At 41.1% G+C, this 15,026-nt stretch carries 13 protein-coding genes; 4 read left to right on the top strand and 9 right to left on the bottom strand.

All coding sequences use genetic code 11. From position 1 onward, the window contains the following. Positions 1-150 precede the first annotated feature (150 nt). Together coxB and cyoE are read right to left on the bottom strand one after the other, a co-directional pair. The gene (gene coxB, locus MHB66_RS07055) at positions 151-1,218 is read right to left on the bottom strand and encodes a cytochrome c oxidase subunit II (RefSeq protein ID WP_034281662.1); all 1,068 of its coding nucleotides are present in this window, start codon (positions 1,216-1,218) and stop codon (positions 151-153) included. Between the two features lie 279 nt (positions 1,219-1,497). After that, a complete protein-coding gene (cyoE, locus tag MHB66_RS07050) occupies positions 1,498-2,415 on the bottom strand; it encodes a heme o synthase (RefSeq protein ID WP_034281660.1) in 918 nt (305 codons plus the stop codon). Positions 2,416-2,808: 393 nt separating this feature from the next. Here cyoE and MHB66_RS07045 point away from each other — a divergent pair, with 393 nt between their 5' ends. After that, positions 2,809-3,732, top strand: a complete 924-nt coding sequence (locus tag MHB66_RS07045) for a heme A synthase (protein ID WP_034281657.1) — start codon at positions 2,809-2,811, stop codon at positions 3,730-3,732. A 37-nt stretch (positions 3,733-3,769) separates the two neighbouring features. On the opposite strand, the gene MHB66_RS07040 is transcribed toward MHB66_RS07045, so the two are convergent. The 5 genes from MHB66_RS07040 to glsA all read right to left on the bottom strand — a co-directional run bounded on the left by MHB66_RS07040 (position 3,770) and on the right by glsA (position 11,585). Then, the gene (locus MHB66_RS07040) at positions 3,770-5,206 is read right to left on the bottom strand and encodes a deoxyribodipyrimidine photo-lyase (protein ID WP_227001716.1); all 1,437 of its coding nucleotides are present in this window, start codon (positions 5,204-5,206) and stop codon (positions 3,770-3,772) included. Between the two features lie 98 nt (positions 5,207-5,304). Next, entirely contained in the window at positions 5,305-8,751 is a 3,447-nt protein-coding gene (gene pyc / locus MHB66_RS07035; protein ID WP_034281655.1) for a pyruvate carboxylase, read from the bottom strand. Positions 8,752-8,830: 79 nt separating this feature from the next. Next, on the bottom strand, positions 8,831-10,042 hold the full coding sequence (gene ftsW, locus MHB66_RS07030) for a putative lipid II flippase FtsW (RefSeq protein ID WP_046310843.1): 1,212 nt from the start codon (positions 10,040-10,042) through the stop codon (positions 8,831-8,833). 209 nt (positions 10,043-10,251) lie between these two features. Continuing rightward, on the bottom strand, positions 10,252-10,533 hold the full coding sequence (locus tag MHB66_RS07025) for a YlaN family protein (protein WP_003212509.1): 282 nt from the start codon (positions 10,531-10,533) through the stop codon (positions 10,252-10,254). A gap of 122 nt (positions 10,534-10,655) precedes the next feature. Further along, entirely contained in the window at positions 10,656-11,585 is a 930-nt protein-coding gene (gene glsA, locus MHB66_RS07020) for a glutaminase A (protein WP_034281651.1), read from the bottom strand. Positions 11,586-11,705: 120 nt separating this feature from the next. On the opposite strand from glsA, the gene MHB66_RS07015 reads away from it, so the two are divergent. Then, entirely contained in the window at positions 11,706-12,188 is a 483-nt protein-coding gene (locus MHB66_RS07015; RefSeq protein ID WP_034281650.1) for a hypothetical protein, read from the top strand. 15 nt (positions 12,189-12,203) lie between these two features. Here MHB66_RS07015 and MHB66_RS07010 read toward each other — a convergent pair whose 3' ends face one another. Continuing rightward, a complete protein-coding gene (locus tag MHB66_RS07010; RefSeq protein ID WP_034281649.1) occupies positions 12,204-13,526 on the bottom strand; it encodes a PhoH family protein in 1,323 nt (440 codons plus the stop codon). 140 nt (positions 13,527-13,666) lie between these two features. Here MHB66_RS07010 and MHB66_RS07005 point away from each other — a divergent pair, with 140 nt between their 5' ends. Then, a complete protein-coding gene (locus MHB66_RS07005; protein ID WP_034281647.1) occupies positions 13,667-14,284 on the top strand; it encodes a YhcN/YlaJ family sporulation lipoprotein in 618 nt (205 codons plus the stop codon). A gap of 99 nt (positions 14,285-14,383) precedes the next feature. Then, on the top strand, positions 14,384-14,617 hold the full coding sequence (locus MHB66_RS07000) for a YlaI family protein (RefSeq protein ID WP_223250959.1): 234 nt from the start codon (positions 14,384-14,386) through the stop codon (positions 14,615-14,617). A 31-nt stretch (positions 14,618-14,648) separates the two neighbouring features. Here the strand turns inward: MHB66_RS07000 and MHB66_RS06995 are convergent, their stop codons facing one another. Next, positions 14,649-14,972, bottom strand: coding sequence for a YlaH-like family protein (locus MHB66_RS06995; protein WP_003210819.1), 324 nt, complete (start codon positions 14,970-14,972; stop codon positions 14,649-14,651). Positions 14,973-15,026: the final 54 nt, after the last annotated feature.

Below are 15,026 nucleotides of genomic sequence, written 5' to 3'. Positions count from 1 at the left end.
GCCCCTTTTCATATAGATGTCTTTCTTCACGATCCTTTAAGCAGACTATGTCTGACAGATGACGGCTTCTCGGTTGTAGAGACATATTCGGGAGCTCTTAACAAAAACTTCACATCGATCACATACCCTCTTGAATATCTGCTCTAGGCGTTACTCGATTTTAAGACCTTTTAAATACTCGTAAAGTGCATCTGCTTCTGAGTCATTTAATTTAGGGTACGTTCCTGTCATTTTATTACCTGGTTTAAAGCTTTCCGGATCTTTCAGCCATGCTTTCACATTTTCTTTGTTCATGTCTTTGATTCCAGCTACTTTCGTTCGCTCTCCGAAGGTCGCAAGGTTTGGTGCTGTCCTTGCTGCTTCCGGCCGTTTGTCACCAGGCTCTACTGCGTGACAGCTTAAGCAGTTTTTCTCTTTAAATAGCTTTTCACCCTCTAAAGCGAGATCCTTTGTGGATTCAGGCTTCTTGTAATCAGCCATTTTTTTCGTCCATCCTAAGAACTCATCTTGAGAAAGCGTTTTAACTTTAAAGTCCATTAAAGCATGTGACGGCCCGCAAAGCTCCGCACATTTCCCGTAGAAATATTCCCCTGCATCTTTCGTTCGTTTCGAGTCAAAGGTTAAATAAAATTTGTTCTCATTATCTGTGTTTGTATCAATTTTACCGCCAGCCGATGGAATCCAGAATGAGTGTTTGACATCGGATGCTTTCAGCTTAAAATACACCTTTTGATCTGTTGGTACGATCAATTCCTGACTTGTGACAATCCCATAATCAGGGTATTCAAATTCCCACCAATATAAGCTGGCCCTTACATTAACAACAAGTGTCTTTTCAGGATCTCGTTTTTTCTTATCCATAGCGCTTGTGTCCCCTAGTTCAAGCGTGTATGCAACAACAGGTACAACGAGAATAATGAGTAGAAGAATCGGAATCGCTGTCCATGTGATTTCCAAGTTGCGGTTCCCTTCCACCTGCTTTGGAATCGTATCTTCTCCCACTTTAGAACGTTTGAATTTAATGATGACGTAAAAGAAAATGATCGATACAACAATGACGACAAGAACCATAATAAGTGTACTCAGTACCGTTAGGAAAAACTGTTTATCTGCTACTTCCCCAACTGGCTTGAGTGTTGATAAGTATGGTTCACCACAGCCCGCCAAAACGAGCGTCAGTAAGAGAAACAGTGAATAAACACGCCATTTTCTTATCATAATTTGTCCCAACCCCTTTTGCTTGATCTCCTTTGCCTTTCGCTTTTTACCTCTTATTTATAAAATCACTTCTCACCCATCTATAACCCCCGCCTCTTATAAAAGCACTTACATTTCCTCTTTTCATAAAAAAATGATGTTTTTACTCAAAATACCATCTATGTATAAACAGAAAGCCGCCTAAATAGAACTGAATATCAGGCGGCTTTCATAGTTGTTAGAAAATGTTGTGTTATAAGATATAGCCATTGTTTTGATGTGATCAAAGTGTATTTCACTCTAGAATAGTGTAATAATAATCATCGCTACGAAAAAGATGGTTAAGTAGTTTAATGAATAAACGAACATGAGCGTCGACCACTTCATGATGTCTTTCATTTTAAAGCCCATAAGGCCAATAACAAGCCATCCAATATTAAGCAATGTACCAAGTGCGACAATCGGCCATCCTAATCCACCTAAGAAAAATGGAAGCGGTAGAAGACATGCTGTCCAAATGATGATCTGGCGTTTTGTGACTTCAAAGCCGTAAACAACTGGCAGCATTGGAATGCCCGCCTTACGGTAATCTTCCGTTTTCTTAATCGCAAGTGACAGGAAGTGCGGGATTTGCCAAATGAACATAATCATAAACAAAACCCAAGCCGTTGTGTCGATTGTACCTGTGACAGCTGTCCAGCCGATTAATGGCGGAACCGCGCCAGATACACTTCCGATAACTGTATTGATCGTGTAATGGCGTTTAGACCACATGGTGTAAAGAACCGCATAAGTAAAGACTCCAATAAATCCAATCACTGCTGATGTAATGGTTGTCATCAGAAGCATAATGAGTCCTAATACAACAAGCAGAATGCCAAATGCATACGCTTGCCCCGGCTGAATTTTACCTGTAACCGTCGGTCTTGTTTTTGTTCTTTCCATTAATATATCAATATCACGGTCAAACGCATTATTAATTGCGCATGAACCGGCAATAATAAGAGAAGAACCAATCATTGTTAACAGCACAATATCAAGATTTCCAAGAAAACTCATACCTGTAAAATAAAAAGCAAGCCACATTCCAGTAAATGTCGTAATGAAATTGGAATTGACGATGCCCATTTTAATCAGAGCAAGAAAATCTTTCCACGCTGTTGTTTCTTCTATTTGTCCATGAATAGCTGCTTCCGCGGCTGTTTTGGAATTTGCCAATGTGTATAACCTCCCTTGCCCAAACCTTCAAACGAACGAATGACACGTAAAATCATTACAACTCTATCATACAAGATAAACAGCTGTAAAAAAACATCCTATTAAATAATAAACGACAAACTTGAAGTTATTTGTGAACTTTTCGTGAATTTATTAGGATATATGTGTGTTTCAGAAGGCGGTGCAAAATGAAATATTCTCTCCTCTATTTCTATCAGACTGTCAAAGAAAGATCAAGCACTCTAAATCTGTAAACTTTGTGAACTAACATATCATTTTTTTGTGAACTTTGGTCATTATGAATTGCAACAGAACACGCATTTGGCTTAAACTTGAGAGCATGTGAGGTTTTCATTTACATCAGAAGTTTTTTAGAGAAGGTGAAATAATTTGATGAAATTTGCTTTAAGGCTATTGAGCGTGATCACAACGTTTGTGATGCTGATCGTGCTGATTGGCGGTGCGCTTGTGACGAAAACCGGTTCGGGTCTTGGCTGCGGTAGACAGTGGCCCCTTTGCCACGGTCGTTTCTTTCCTGAAATGAACCCCGCTTCCATCATCGAATGGAGTCACCGCATGTCAACAGGGGTTTCCACCATTCTTGTTCTGGCACTGGCGGTCTTATGCTGGAAAAAAATTAGTCCAGTATTCCGTGAAACCAAATTTTTGGTCATCATGTCCATTATATTTTTAATGCTTCAAGCGCTGTTAGGAGCTCTTGCCGTCGTATTTGGTTCTAACGCACTTGTGATGGCACTGCACTTCGGTATTTCACTCATTTCATTTGCTTCAGTATTACTGCTTGCACTTCTTGTCTTTGAAGCAACCAGATCTGAAACAAAGCTTGTGAAGCCGCTTCATATCGGCAAAAAAATGCAGTTCCATATTTATGGGTTGATTACGTATACGTATATCGTGGTATATACGGGCGCTTATGTGAGACATACAAAGTCAAGCCTTGCTTGTTCTGTCTTCCCGTTTTGTTCAAAAGACGGTGCGCTTCCAGCGTATTTTAATCAGTGGGTTCAAATGTCTCACCGAGCAGCAGCACTTCTTTTATTCGTCTGGATATTTGTCGCTATGTTCCATGCCATAAAACATTATAAAGAACAGAAGCAGCTTTATTATGGGTGGATTATCTCAGCCATTCTGATTACACTTCAAGCCATTTCAGGTGTGATGTCTGTTTATTCTCAGCTTGCACTTGGTTACGCGCTGGCTCATTCATTCTTTATTTCTTGTTTGTTTGGGGTACTATGCTACTTCTGCTTACTTATTGCCCGGTTTAAATATGAAAGCAAAGAGCCATTTAGATAAAAATTGTATCCCCCTTTCATGTAGAGAGGGGGATTCTTTATTGTCGTTTTGCTTCTTCGAATAGCGAGATGGCTTTTTTGCGTCTTTCCTTGTGATCAACTGTCGGCAGCGGGTATGTATCACCCAGCACACAGCTCGATTTCCGTTGTTCATCTATCGGCATTTTACTTGGTTCATGAATCCATTTTTCCTCAACATGCTCTAGCTCTCGTACATATCTTCTAATATATTCCCCGCTTGGATCAAACCGCTTTGACTGGGTCGTTGGGTTAAAAATACGGAAGTACGGCACGGCATCTGTCCCAACAGAAGCTGCCCACTGAAATCCTCCGATATTCGAAGCCTCATCATAATCCACAAGCTTTTTTGCAAAATACGATTCTCCCTTTCTCCAATCAATCAAATAATCCTTTGTTAAAAATGAGGCGGTGACCATCCTTAAACGGTTATGCATCCAGCCTTCCTCATTTAACTGTCTCATCCCTGCATCAACGAGAGGAAAGCCTGTTTCACCTTTACACCATGCTTCAAACAGCGTCTCATCTTCATTCCATTTCATCCCTTGAAACGCTGAATTGATTTCTTTTTCTTTCATTTCTGGATAATGAGCATAAATCATATGGTAAAAATCTCGCCACGCCAGCTCTTTGATAAAGGTTTCTCTGCCCTCGTCTTCAAACAGTGCTTCCTCATGTACCGCATAAAAGATCGTTCGAATTGAGATAGTCCCTGTTTTCAAGAAACGTGACAGCTTGCTCGTTCCAAAAACAGATGGCATATCTCGTTTTTCATGGTAACGTGTTAGTCTTTTTTGGATAAAGTCATGCAGCGTGTTCATCGCTTTGCGTGAACCGATTTGATCAAATTTTCTTGAGCATCTCATGATTATACTGCGTAGTTTGTCATTCCCTTTGTGTGAAAGTGACTCATCACAAATCGTATGAGCGCTGCTGAGAAATGATTTGTCAACTTTTATCACAGGCTGCTTCTCTTGCTTTCGCCATGATTGATAGTATGGAGTAAACACTTGATAATGAGTGCCATCCCTTTTTAAGATATCTTGCGCCCCGTGAAGGTGTGTATCTTGCCATTTTGATACATGAATGCCCTTCTTTTCTAAAAAAGCGGTTACTTGATGGTCACGCTTTTGACCGATTCCCACTTGATCTTCATTAAAAAAGACAGCTTTGATGTCATACACATCGATAACTTGCTGAAAGGCACGCAAGACATCACCATAGAGAAGATGAACATACATTTGAGATTCTCTTGCTTTCTTGATAAAATGCGCCAAGCTTTGAAAAAAATGTTCGTTGTTTAAATCGAGGTCCATTTCAGTAAAAAATGGATCTAGATGATAAAGAGCAAATAATTTGTACTCGTGTTTTTTTGCATATGTGATCGCTTTTGATAAGGCGATATGATCATCTAATCGCATATCCCGGCGAAACCAAATCACAACAATGTTGTCCAACCTTCTTCACCTCACTCTATAGTGTAATCACTCTCACTGGCTGCTGCACATTTTAATGCGCTCAAAAAAGACACATCACGGTGGATGTGTCTCACTTCTTATTCAGGCTTTAATACGATTAACAGATCACCGGTTTGAATCGGTTCTCCATTTGTCACATGTATTTCATCTACGACCGCAGAAAATGGTGCTTGTACAGTCGTTTCCATTTTCATGGCTTCATTGATCATCAAATGCTCACCTTGTGAAATTTTCTGCCCTTTTTCCACGAGTACTTTAATGACAGTGCCTGGCATCGATGCGGCGATGTGATTTGGATTTGAACGGTCCGCCTTCATTTTTTCTTGAACGGAGGATTTGATGCTTTCATCCTTAATCACCACTTCACGCGGCTGGCCATTTAACTCAAAGTAAAGAACTCTTGTGGCATCTGGATTCGGTTCACCAATTGATACGAGTTTGACAATCAGGGTTTTTCCTTTTTCGATTTCTACCTCAATCTCTTCTCCAAGCCTCATCCCGTAGAAGAACGTTGGTGTATCAAGAACAGAGATGTCACCATAGCTTTCTGCTGTTTGGACAAATTCAGAAAAGACTTTCGGATATAAGGCATACGCAATTGCGTCTTGCTCTGTTAACGTCAGGTCATGAGATTCTTTGAACTGCTTCTTAATGTCTTCAAAGTCCACTGGCTTCAGCTTCTCACCAGGTCTGACAGTAAGAGGCTCTTCCCCTTTTAAAATCAGCTTTTGCAGCTTTTCTGGGAATCCGCCATGCGGCTGGCCTAAATAGCCTTTAAATAATTCCACAACAGAATCCGGGAAGTCTAGTGTTGCGCCTTTTTCATAAACATCTTCTTCTGTTAGATCATTTTGCACCATGTAAAGTGCCATATCTCCAACTACTTTAGAGGATGGTGTTACCTTTACAATATCACCAAACATGTCATTCACACGTCTGTACATTTCCTTTACTTCATTCCAGCGCTCGCCAAGACCGACACCTTTCGCCTGCTGCTGCAAGTTACTATATTGACCGCCAGGCATTTCATGCTCATAAATTTCTGTATGAGGCGAATTCATGCCGCTTTCAAATTCATGATAGTATTTTCTGACGGAATCCCAGTATTGAGAAAGGCGTTCGACAGATTGGACATTCATGTCTGGCTTTCTTTCATGTCCATCTAAAGCATAATAAAGTGAGCTTGCACTTGGCTGCGATGTGAGTCCTGCCATAGAGCTGACGGCAACATCCACAATATCAACACCTGCATCAATCGCTCTTGCATAGGTGAACAGTCCATTTCCACTCGTGTCATGCGTATGAAGGTGGATAGGGATCGTAAGCTCATCTTTTAAAGCAGAGACTAGCTCGTAGGCTGCCTGCGGTTTTAATAGCCCCGCCATATCTTTAATACCTAAAATATGCGCGCCGGCAGATTCAAGCTCTTTTGCAAGAGATACATAGTAATCAAGATCATATTTTGGACGAGATGGATCAAGAATATCTCCCGTATAACAAATCGCCGCCTCTGCCACTTTGCCTGATTCCCGAACAGAATCAATGGCAAGCGTCATGCCTTTGACCCAGTTTAAGCTGTCGAAAATACGGAACACATCAATGCCTGCCTCGGCTGATTCTTTTACAAATGCTTTGATCACATTATCCGGATAGTTTGTATATCCGACAGCATTTGATGATCTTAACAGCATTTGGAACAGCGTGTTTGGCACTTCTTGACGAAGCTCTTTCAATCGTTCCCAAGGATCTTCTTTTAAGAAACGGTACGCAACATCAAATGTAGCCCCGCCCCACATTTCCATACTAAACAGCTCTGGCCATAAACCTGCTGTCGGCTGGGCAACTTTCTTTAAATCATGTGTTCTGAAGCGTGTCGCAAGCAGAGACTGATGCGCATCTCTAAAGGTTGTGTCAGTTAAAAGGACGTTATTTTGTTCTTTTACCCAGTTGGCAAGTCCCTCAGGTCCATGCGTATCTAACAATTGTTTTGTCCCAGACGGAATCTCTTGATTAAGAGGAAGCTTCGGTACGTCTGGCTTGTCAAAATGAGGCTTCTTTTTCTCCGCAATACCCGGGAACCCATTAATGGTAACGTTACCAATATAAGTCAGCATCTTCGTTCCACGGTCTTTTTGCTTAGGGAAATTAAATAGCTCTGGCGTTGAGTCGATAAACGATGTATCGTATTCCCCTTTTAGGAACTTCTCATGCTTAGCCACATTTTCAAGAAATGGGATGTTAGTTTTAATCCCGCGAATCCTGAATTCTTGTAAATTTCGAACCATTTTAGCAGCCGCTTGATCAAACGTGAGCGCCCATGTAGACAGCTTGACCAATAGTGAGTCGTAATAAGGTGTAATGACCGCACCTTGGAAGCTGTTCCCTGTATCAAGACGTACACCAAATCCCCCACCTGAGCGGTAGGCCATAATTTTTCCTGTGTCTGGCATAAAGTCATTTAAAGGATCTTCTGTTGTGACCCTTGATTGAATGGCAAAGCCGTGTGTAAAGATATCTTCTTGCTTTGGAATACCAACTTCTTTGCTGTGAAGGTTATGCCCCTTTGCAACAAGAATTTGGGTTTGAACGATATCGACACCTGTGATCATTTCTGTAATCGTGTGTTCTACCTGCACCCTTGGATTGACTTCAATAAAGTAAAACTCTCCATTTGCAACAAGGAATTCTACAGTCCCTGCATTAATGTACGATACATTCTTGGCCAGCTGGACAGCTGCTTCGCAAATATCTTCACGCAATTGATCTGTTAGAGACACACTTGGCGCCACTTCAATGACCTTTTGATGCCGCCTTTGAACAGAGCAGTCACGCTCATATAAATGAATGATATTGCCGTGATTGTCTCCAATCACCTGCACTTCAATATGTTTTGGATTTTCAATCAGCTTTTCAACGTATACTTCGTCATTTCCAAAAGCAGCTTTTGCCTCTGACTTCGCACGGTCATAGGCTTCCTTCAGCTCTTCTTTTGATCTGACAATGCGCATACCCCGGCCGCCGCCGCCTAGTGAAGCTTTAATAATAAACGGGTAACCGTATTCTTCACCGAATTTTTCGACTTCTTCGACCGAATCAACTGGTCCGTCACTTCCTGGAATGACTGGAATACCAGCCTTTTTCGCTTCATCTCTCGCCTTTACTTTATCTCCAAACATATCTAAATGCTGAGAAGTTGGACCGATAAATTGAATGCCTTCCTCTTCGCATCGTCTTGCAAAATGAATGTTTTCGGATAAAAATCCGTAGCCTGGATGAATCGCATCCACGTCATTTCGTTTTGCAATTTCGATGATCCCCTCGATATCGAGGTAGGCATCAATCGGTTTCTTCCCTTCTCCAACTAGATATGCTTCATCAGCTTTATAGCGATGATAAGAGCCCGAGTCTTCTTTGGAATAAATGGCCACTGTACGTAAGTTGAGCTCCGTACAGGCCCTGAAGACTCTGATAGCGATTTCCCCTCTGTTTGCAACTAGAACCTTTTGAATTGTTCTCTGTGACATTCTCACTCCTCCATATCCCTTAAAATTTTATATGTACTCTATAATAAAGGAAGAAATGAAAACTGTACACTTTTGTTTTCTAAAGATTCAAAGTTTTCTGCAATCCATTTTTTTCAACCGATGGTTTGCTCATTGATTTTTTCTTTTTATAACGCTCTTTATATTCAGTAAACATGCTGATATTCAGCAGCATTCCCATACAGATGCTAAGTAAAATGATAGACGATCCCCCGTAGCTGATAAACGGAAGTGTCACCCCAGTAATTGGAATAAGACCTGAAACACCGCCTAAATTGATACAAGTTTGGATCGCAATCATGGAGGAAATTCCTATTGCAAGCAAACTTCCAAACGGATCTTCACACTTTCTCGCAATATAAAAACCTTTCACGACGATGAAACCAAGAAGAGCGAGAACAAAAAACACGCCGAAAAAACCAAGCTCTTCTGAGATAATTGCCATGATAAAATCTGTGTGCGGTTCTGGAAGATACCCGTACTTTTGAACACTTTCCCCTAGACCGAGTCCAAAAAAGCCGCCTGATCCAATCGCATAATATGAATTAATCAATTGATGCCCAGTAGCCCCTGCATCTTTAAATGGATCTTGGAAACTCTCAAAACGTCCGAGACGATTTTGCGTGAAAATTTTATCCCAAAAAAGAATAATAAACGGGGTCACGACGACCATCACTGCACTAAATAGCGCCAGCAGCTTCGCAAGCGTTTTGCCGCTAAAGCCTGAGCATAAAATCATCGCAAGGGCAATCATGCCAATAATAAAGGCTGTCCCATAGTCTGGCTGCAAAATGATAAATCCGCACAGGATAGAGACAATCACGATTGGAGGCGTGACACCTCTTAAAATATGATCAATATAATGCTGCTTTTTGGCATAGACCGCAGCAAGATAGATGATGACGACAATCTTCACAAATTCAGCTGGCTGAAGACTAAAAGGGCCTAATTTGATCCAGCTTCTTGCGTTCCCTGCAACATGACCGAGAAAGTACACATAGATGAGGGAAAAAACTGAAATCAGCAGCATACCAATCTGGAATTTCTTATTTGAAAACAGCTGATATGGAACTAATGCTGTAAAGATTAAGATGGCTGCTCCAACAATCATAAATAAGAGCTGTTTCTTAAAAAAGTTATCTGGCGCGGCATCGTATCTGATAACAGATGTAATCATACTTGAGCTATATACCATAACCAAACCGAATGCGCTGATTAAGATGATGGCGAACAATAATGAGTAGTCATACGATTTTAGCATTCTCTTTAACATATAATCCTCTTCCTAACGTCTGTTTCTACTGCTTGATATCTTCTTAGCTGTTCTTATTCTACTACATTTTCTCCGTTTGATCCCGTTTTACCTCTTTTATATTGTTCGTCATTCATGAAAGAATCAAGTCCGTTTGCCGTCAATCCATAAAAGAAATGAGAGGACAAAAAAACTCAAACCTATGTTGTGGAAGTTTGAGTTTTCAATCGTTATTTTTTTGTGAACGCATCATGAAGTGCGGAAAGCTCTCTCTCAAGTTTATCGAGTAGTTTCTTGCCTTCATGTTGATCAACTAATCCAAGCCGGACAGCAAAATCAATCTCCCTCGATAATCCGAACATTTGAGTATCTAAAACCTCTTCATAAAGAGGACATTGCGGCATCGTTAAGTTGTCCATTTGCACTTGGATCAATTTTAAAATTTTATCTGCATCCAATTTTAATAAAGCCAGTGCTTTTTGCCGATGATCGACTAAAATTTCTGACGCCAAAAGTATCCCTCCGTTCCCCAGGCGAGTACCTAATTCTTCTATTTATCATAAAGCGAAACGCCCAAAATTGCAAGCAGATTTGTACAGTTCGCTTTGTAAAAATAAAAAGAAGACATTCCTCATTAAAAGATACTCATCTCATATTTTTCACTCATGAGCTCAAGCAGCTTAATCCCAGCAATACTATTCCCTTTTTCATCCAGGGCAGGACCGAAAATTCCGATCCCAAAATCATATGGTGCCGCTCCCATAATCCCGCCTGAAACACCGCTTTTAGCAGGTATGCCGATATTAATGGCAAATTCCCCGCTTGCATTATACATGCCGCACGTCACCATAAAGGTTTTACAAATTCTAGCGACATCTTTTGAAAGAATTTGCTGGCCCGTCTCTGGATGTCTGCCATCTAATGAAAAAACACAAGCAATTTTCGCCAAATCTAAGCTGTTCATCATGATGGCGCATTGTTTCGTATACACGTCCATGACCTCTTCTACGTTCCCTCTAATAATATGATATTGCTTCATATAATAGCACATAGCCCGGTTAATCATCGATGTCTCAAATTCGGATGCCGCTGTCTCTTTGCAGTATGTAATGCTTTTATCATTTGCGAGCTCTCTAATAAAGCCAAGCAGGCGGTTCAGCTGATCTTGCGGAGTCGCTCCTCTTATTAAGCTTGTGACTGCAAGCGCTCCTGCATTAATCATTGGATTCAGCGGCTTATTCGGACTTGCTGTTTCCAGCTTAATCATTGAATTAAACGGATCACCTGTAGGCTCTTGTCCAACAAATTGAAAGACTTTTTTTGGCCCTTCTTCTGAGAGTACGAGCGCAAGGGCTAATACTTTAGAAATACTTTGCAGGGTAAAGCGTTTATCTACATCTCCTGCCGAGTGGCAAGTATTACTCACATGGTACACAGCCACAGATAAATCTGTCTGATCCGCTTTGGCGAGAGCGGGAATATAGGATGCTACTTTGCCATCTTTGGCCACTTTTTTTGCTTCTTCTACAAATCGCTGAAGCTCTTCATTGTCGCGACATGCCATGCCCAATATCCTCCCTATGTTTCATGTACGATTAGTGTGTACAAGGAGAAGCATGTTTATGAAAGTGACAAAGCAGGAGAAAACTTCTATAATTTATGGTGGAAAGGGGTTGTCTTGAACATGAGTATTATTCAAATTAAGGGGAACGTAAAGTACAAGATCACCATTGATCCAAGTGTATGGATTTTTGATGACCGCAAATTTTTAATGGATTCATTTTTTGAAAACAGCGCAGCAAATGAAGAAAATCAGCTGGATCAGGAGCTTGACCAAGAGCGGGTGATCAGAGAAGGTCAAACACTTCCACCCACTTTAAAAACAGAGAAGAAGTACGAAAAGGAAAGACTCGTCACAGGCAGCTTCGGAATGAAGCTGGGTGATATGCTGAAAAATGCAGAACCGCTTGAACATGCAGATACATGCGAATTTGTCACAGAAACAGAGACAATTGCTGTTCCGCTTTCTCAGGCAATGGAAAGCATTGCACACTTCAGCCAAAATGGGAAGCCGATGACTGAAGAAGGACCAATCCACGTTTATTTCGCAGATCAGTCCAACCTCACTCAGCCGATAAAAGGTGTCAAAGAGCTCATCATTACATAAGACAGAGGGTCTGGACTACAGCAAATCAGCTGCAAGCTGTGCAAGTCCAGACCTTTCTCCTTTGACAAGCTTGACATGTCCAGATATTTGCTGTCCTTTGAACCGCTCAATGACATACGTAAGCCCATTATTTAAGCTGTCTAAATAAGGATGATCAATCTGCTCCGGGTCCCCCATCAGCACAATTTTACTTCCCTCTCCGACGCGCGTTAATAATGTTTTCACCTCGTGTTTCGTTAAATTCTGCGCCTCATCAATGATAATAAATTGATCAGGGATACTTCTTCCGCGGATATACGTTAAAGCTTCGACTTGAATAGAACCAATACCCGCCAAAATCGCATCAAGTTCACCAGGTTTTTTTGTATTAAATAAAAATTCCAGGTTGTCATAAATCGGCTGCATCCATGGTCTGAGTTTCTCTTCCTTTTCACCTGGCAAGTAGCCTAAATCCTTGCCGACAGGAACAATGGAACGGGCTACGATCAGTTTTTTAAACATGCCGAGATCCTCTGTCTGCATTAATCCGGCAGCAAGTGCAAGCAGTGTTTTACCAGTACCCGCTTTTCCGATCAATGTCACAAGCGGAATATCACGGCGCAATAGCAGCTCTAGGGCCATCGTCTGCTGAACATTTTTCGGACGGATTCCCCAAACATGCTCTTGATCATAAATAAGCCGTTTCACGTTCTCTGCTTTTTGATCAAGCATTCCTAAAGCAGAACCGCCTTCATTCCCCTTCATAATGACAAATTGATGAGGGTTTAATGGTGCACTTGTGACTTCTTTTATCGGCAATTGACTTTGCTTATAAAATGTATTCAATTGCTCGGTCGGAATATAGAGCTCATGATAGCCGTTATCAATGTCTTCGTTTTGCAGCACACGGTCACTTAAGAAGTCCTCTGCCTGAAGACCTATCGCATCTGCCTTTACCCTGACTAAGACATCCTTACTGACCAAAATGACAGGCCGGCCGTGAGGCTTTGTTTCTTCCTCTAAGCTCAAATTTTTCGCGACCGCTAAAATCCGATTATCGTTCGTTTTTTCAATAAAAATTTCTTGAAGCTCATGGAAAGAGCGATGATTCAGCTCGATGCGCAGCGTCCCTTTTGACTCTAGCGTAATTTTTTCATGCAGTTTCCCTTTCGATCTCAAACCGTCGATTAAACGTGAGACGCGCCGGGCGTTTTGCCCAACCTCGTCCATATATCTCTTTTTCGAGTCTACTTCTTCTAACACAACGGCCGGAATGACGACTTCGTTGTCTTCAAATGAAAAGATTGAATTCGGATCCTGTAATAACACATTTGTGTCTAATACATAAATTTTACTCAGGTCCTTCGCCTCCTGATCGGGGTTTCATTCATCCTTGTCTTTCCCAAAACGATTGTTAAAATATATGTTTTCATGAATAAAGTTAGAAGGTTAATTCAACAATAAAATAAATCATGCAGTTTGTGAAGGAGGGAATTTAGATGCGACTATTTTTAACATTATTCATGATTCAAACGATCATTCTGTTAGGCGCTTGCCAGCAGCAGGAAAAGCCAGAAGCGCTGGACAAGCAAGATGGACGCCAGCACTTAGTACGGGTGTCAGACTCATCCAAGAAAAAGACAAATCAAGCCCGCCCATCTACAGATGTTGCGCAGCATCTTGTCAATGTGACAGAGCATGTAGCAGATGTCAATGATGCAACGGCAATTGTCATCGGCCGCTATGCTGTTGTTGGTATTGATGTAAAAGATGATTTAGATAGAAGCAAAGTAGAAACCATTAAATATTCAGTTGCAAAAGCGCTGAGAAATGACCCTGAAGGTGCAAATGCTGTTGTGGTTGCTGATCCAGATACAGTCAGCCGTTTAAAAGAAATGGGCAAAGAAATCCAAGCAGGCCGTCCGGTAAGCGGTATTATGGACGAACTGGCTGCCATTGTCGGCCGCGTGATGCCAGAGATGCCGAGAAATGAGATCGAGCGTAACGAAAAAGACCCGACAAATGATCCGAATAATCAGCTCAAAGAACAGGATCAAAAACAGTTAGAAAAAAATCAAAACGACCAATCAAACCATCATATGAATCAGAAGAAATAATGAGAACGGCTTATATCTCCTGTGATATAAGCCTTTTTCTACGCTGATTTTAAGTAGCTGGAAAACATGCTATAATAAATGCAATAAAGTGAGGTGAAAATGATGAGAGTGAAGTGCTCATTATGTGAAAAGCTTGAAACCATTGATGATGATACACTTGTTGCTAAACGGTTAAGAAACCGGCCAATTCATACATATATGTGCGATGACTGCCAAGAACGCATTAAAATAAAGACTGAAGCTCGCATCAAAACTGGCAGATTCTCTCTTTATCAGGATCCTGCGACGAAAGAGAAAAAGAAGAAAAAAGGAAAGAAAGAACAAAAGACATAAAAAAAGACCTGACACATGTTCAGGTCTTTTTTTACGTATTAACTGTTCCTTCTTTTTTCGCACGATGCAGCCGTATTTTATAAATAATCAAAATGGCAGCTGCCACAACCAGTCCTTCCGCTACTGGAAGGAAGATACCTAGAAATGTGAGAAACGTGCAGCCAAAAATCAAAAACAAATAAATCACGAGCGCTTTTAAAATCGGTAAACGTCTTGCAAAGCCGAGCTTAAAAACAATAATCGCTAAAACAAGGATGGTGCCATATAGGAGCCACATCCCTGTTTGCGGATTTTCATCGACACGAAACAGCATCGCGAAAAAGGATAGATTTTCACTTACTTCCTGATCATTCAAAAAGATTCCCTCCCCTTATCTTTCAGGGTTCTATCTTTTTAATTCTTCATGGAA

The organism is Bacillus sp. FSL L8-0167 (genome assembly GCF_038630295.1).
Lineage (GTDB): Bacteria > Bacillota > Bacilli > Bacillales > Bacillaceae > Bacillus > Bacillus safensis.
The sequence above is the reverse complement of the archived record's forward strand: the minus strand, read 5'-3'. Positions and strand labels throughout refer to the sequence as shown.

Bases quoted from the DNA above. Each gene is read 5' to 3' on its own strand.
- coxB (WP_034281662.1), bottom strand. From the start codon at position 1,218: ATGATAAGAAAATGGCGTGTTTATTCACTGTTTCTCTTACTGACGCTC.
- MHB66_RS07045 (WP_034281657.1), top strand. From the start codon at position 2,809: ATGAAATTTGCTTTAAGGCTATTGAGCGTGATCACAACGTTTGTGATG.
- pyc (WP_034281655.1), bottom strand. From the start codon at position 8,751: ATGTCACAGAGAACAATTCAAAAGGTTCTAGTTGCAAACAGAGGGGAA.
- ftsW (WP_046310843.1), bottom strand. From the start codon at position 10,042: ATGTTAAAGAGAATGCTAAAATCGTATGACTACTCATTATTGTTCGCC.
- glsA (WP_034281651.1), bottom strand. From the start codon at position 11,585: ATGGCATGTCGCGACAATGAAGAGCTTCAGCGATTTGTAGAAGAAGCA.
- MHB66_RS07015 (WP_034281650.1), top strand. From the start codon at position 11,706: ATGAGTATTATTCAAATTAAGGGGAACGTAAAGTACAAGATCACCATT.
- MHB66_RS07005 (WP_034281647.1), top strand. From the start codon at position 13,667: ATGCGACTATTTTTAACATTATTCATGATTCAAACGATCATTCTGTTA.
- MHB66_RS07000 (WP_223250959.1), top strand. From the start codon at position 14,384: ATGATGAGAGTGAAGTGCTCATTATGTGAAAAGCTTGAAACCATTGAT.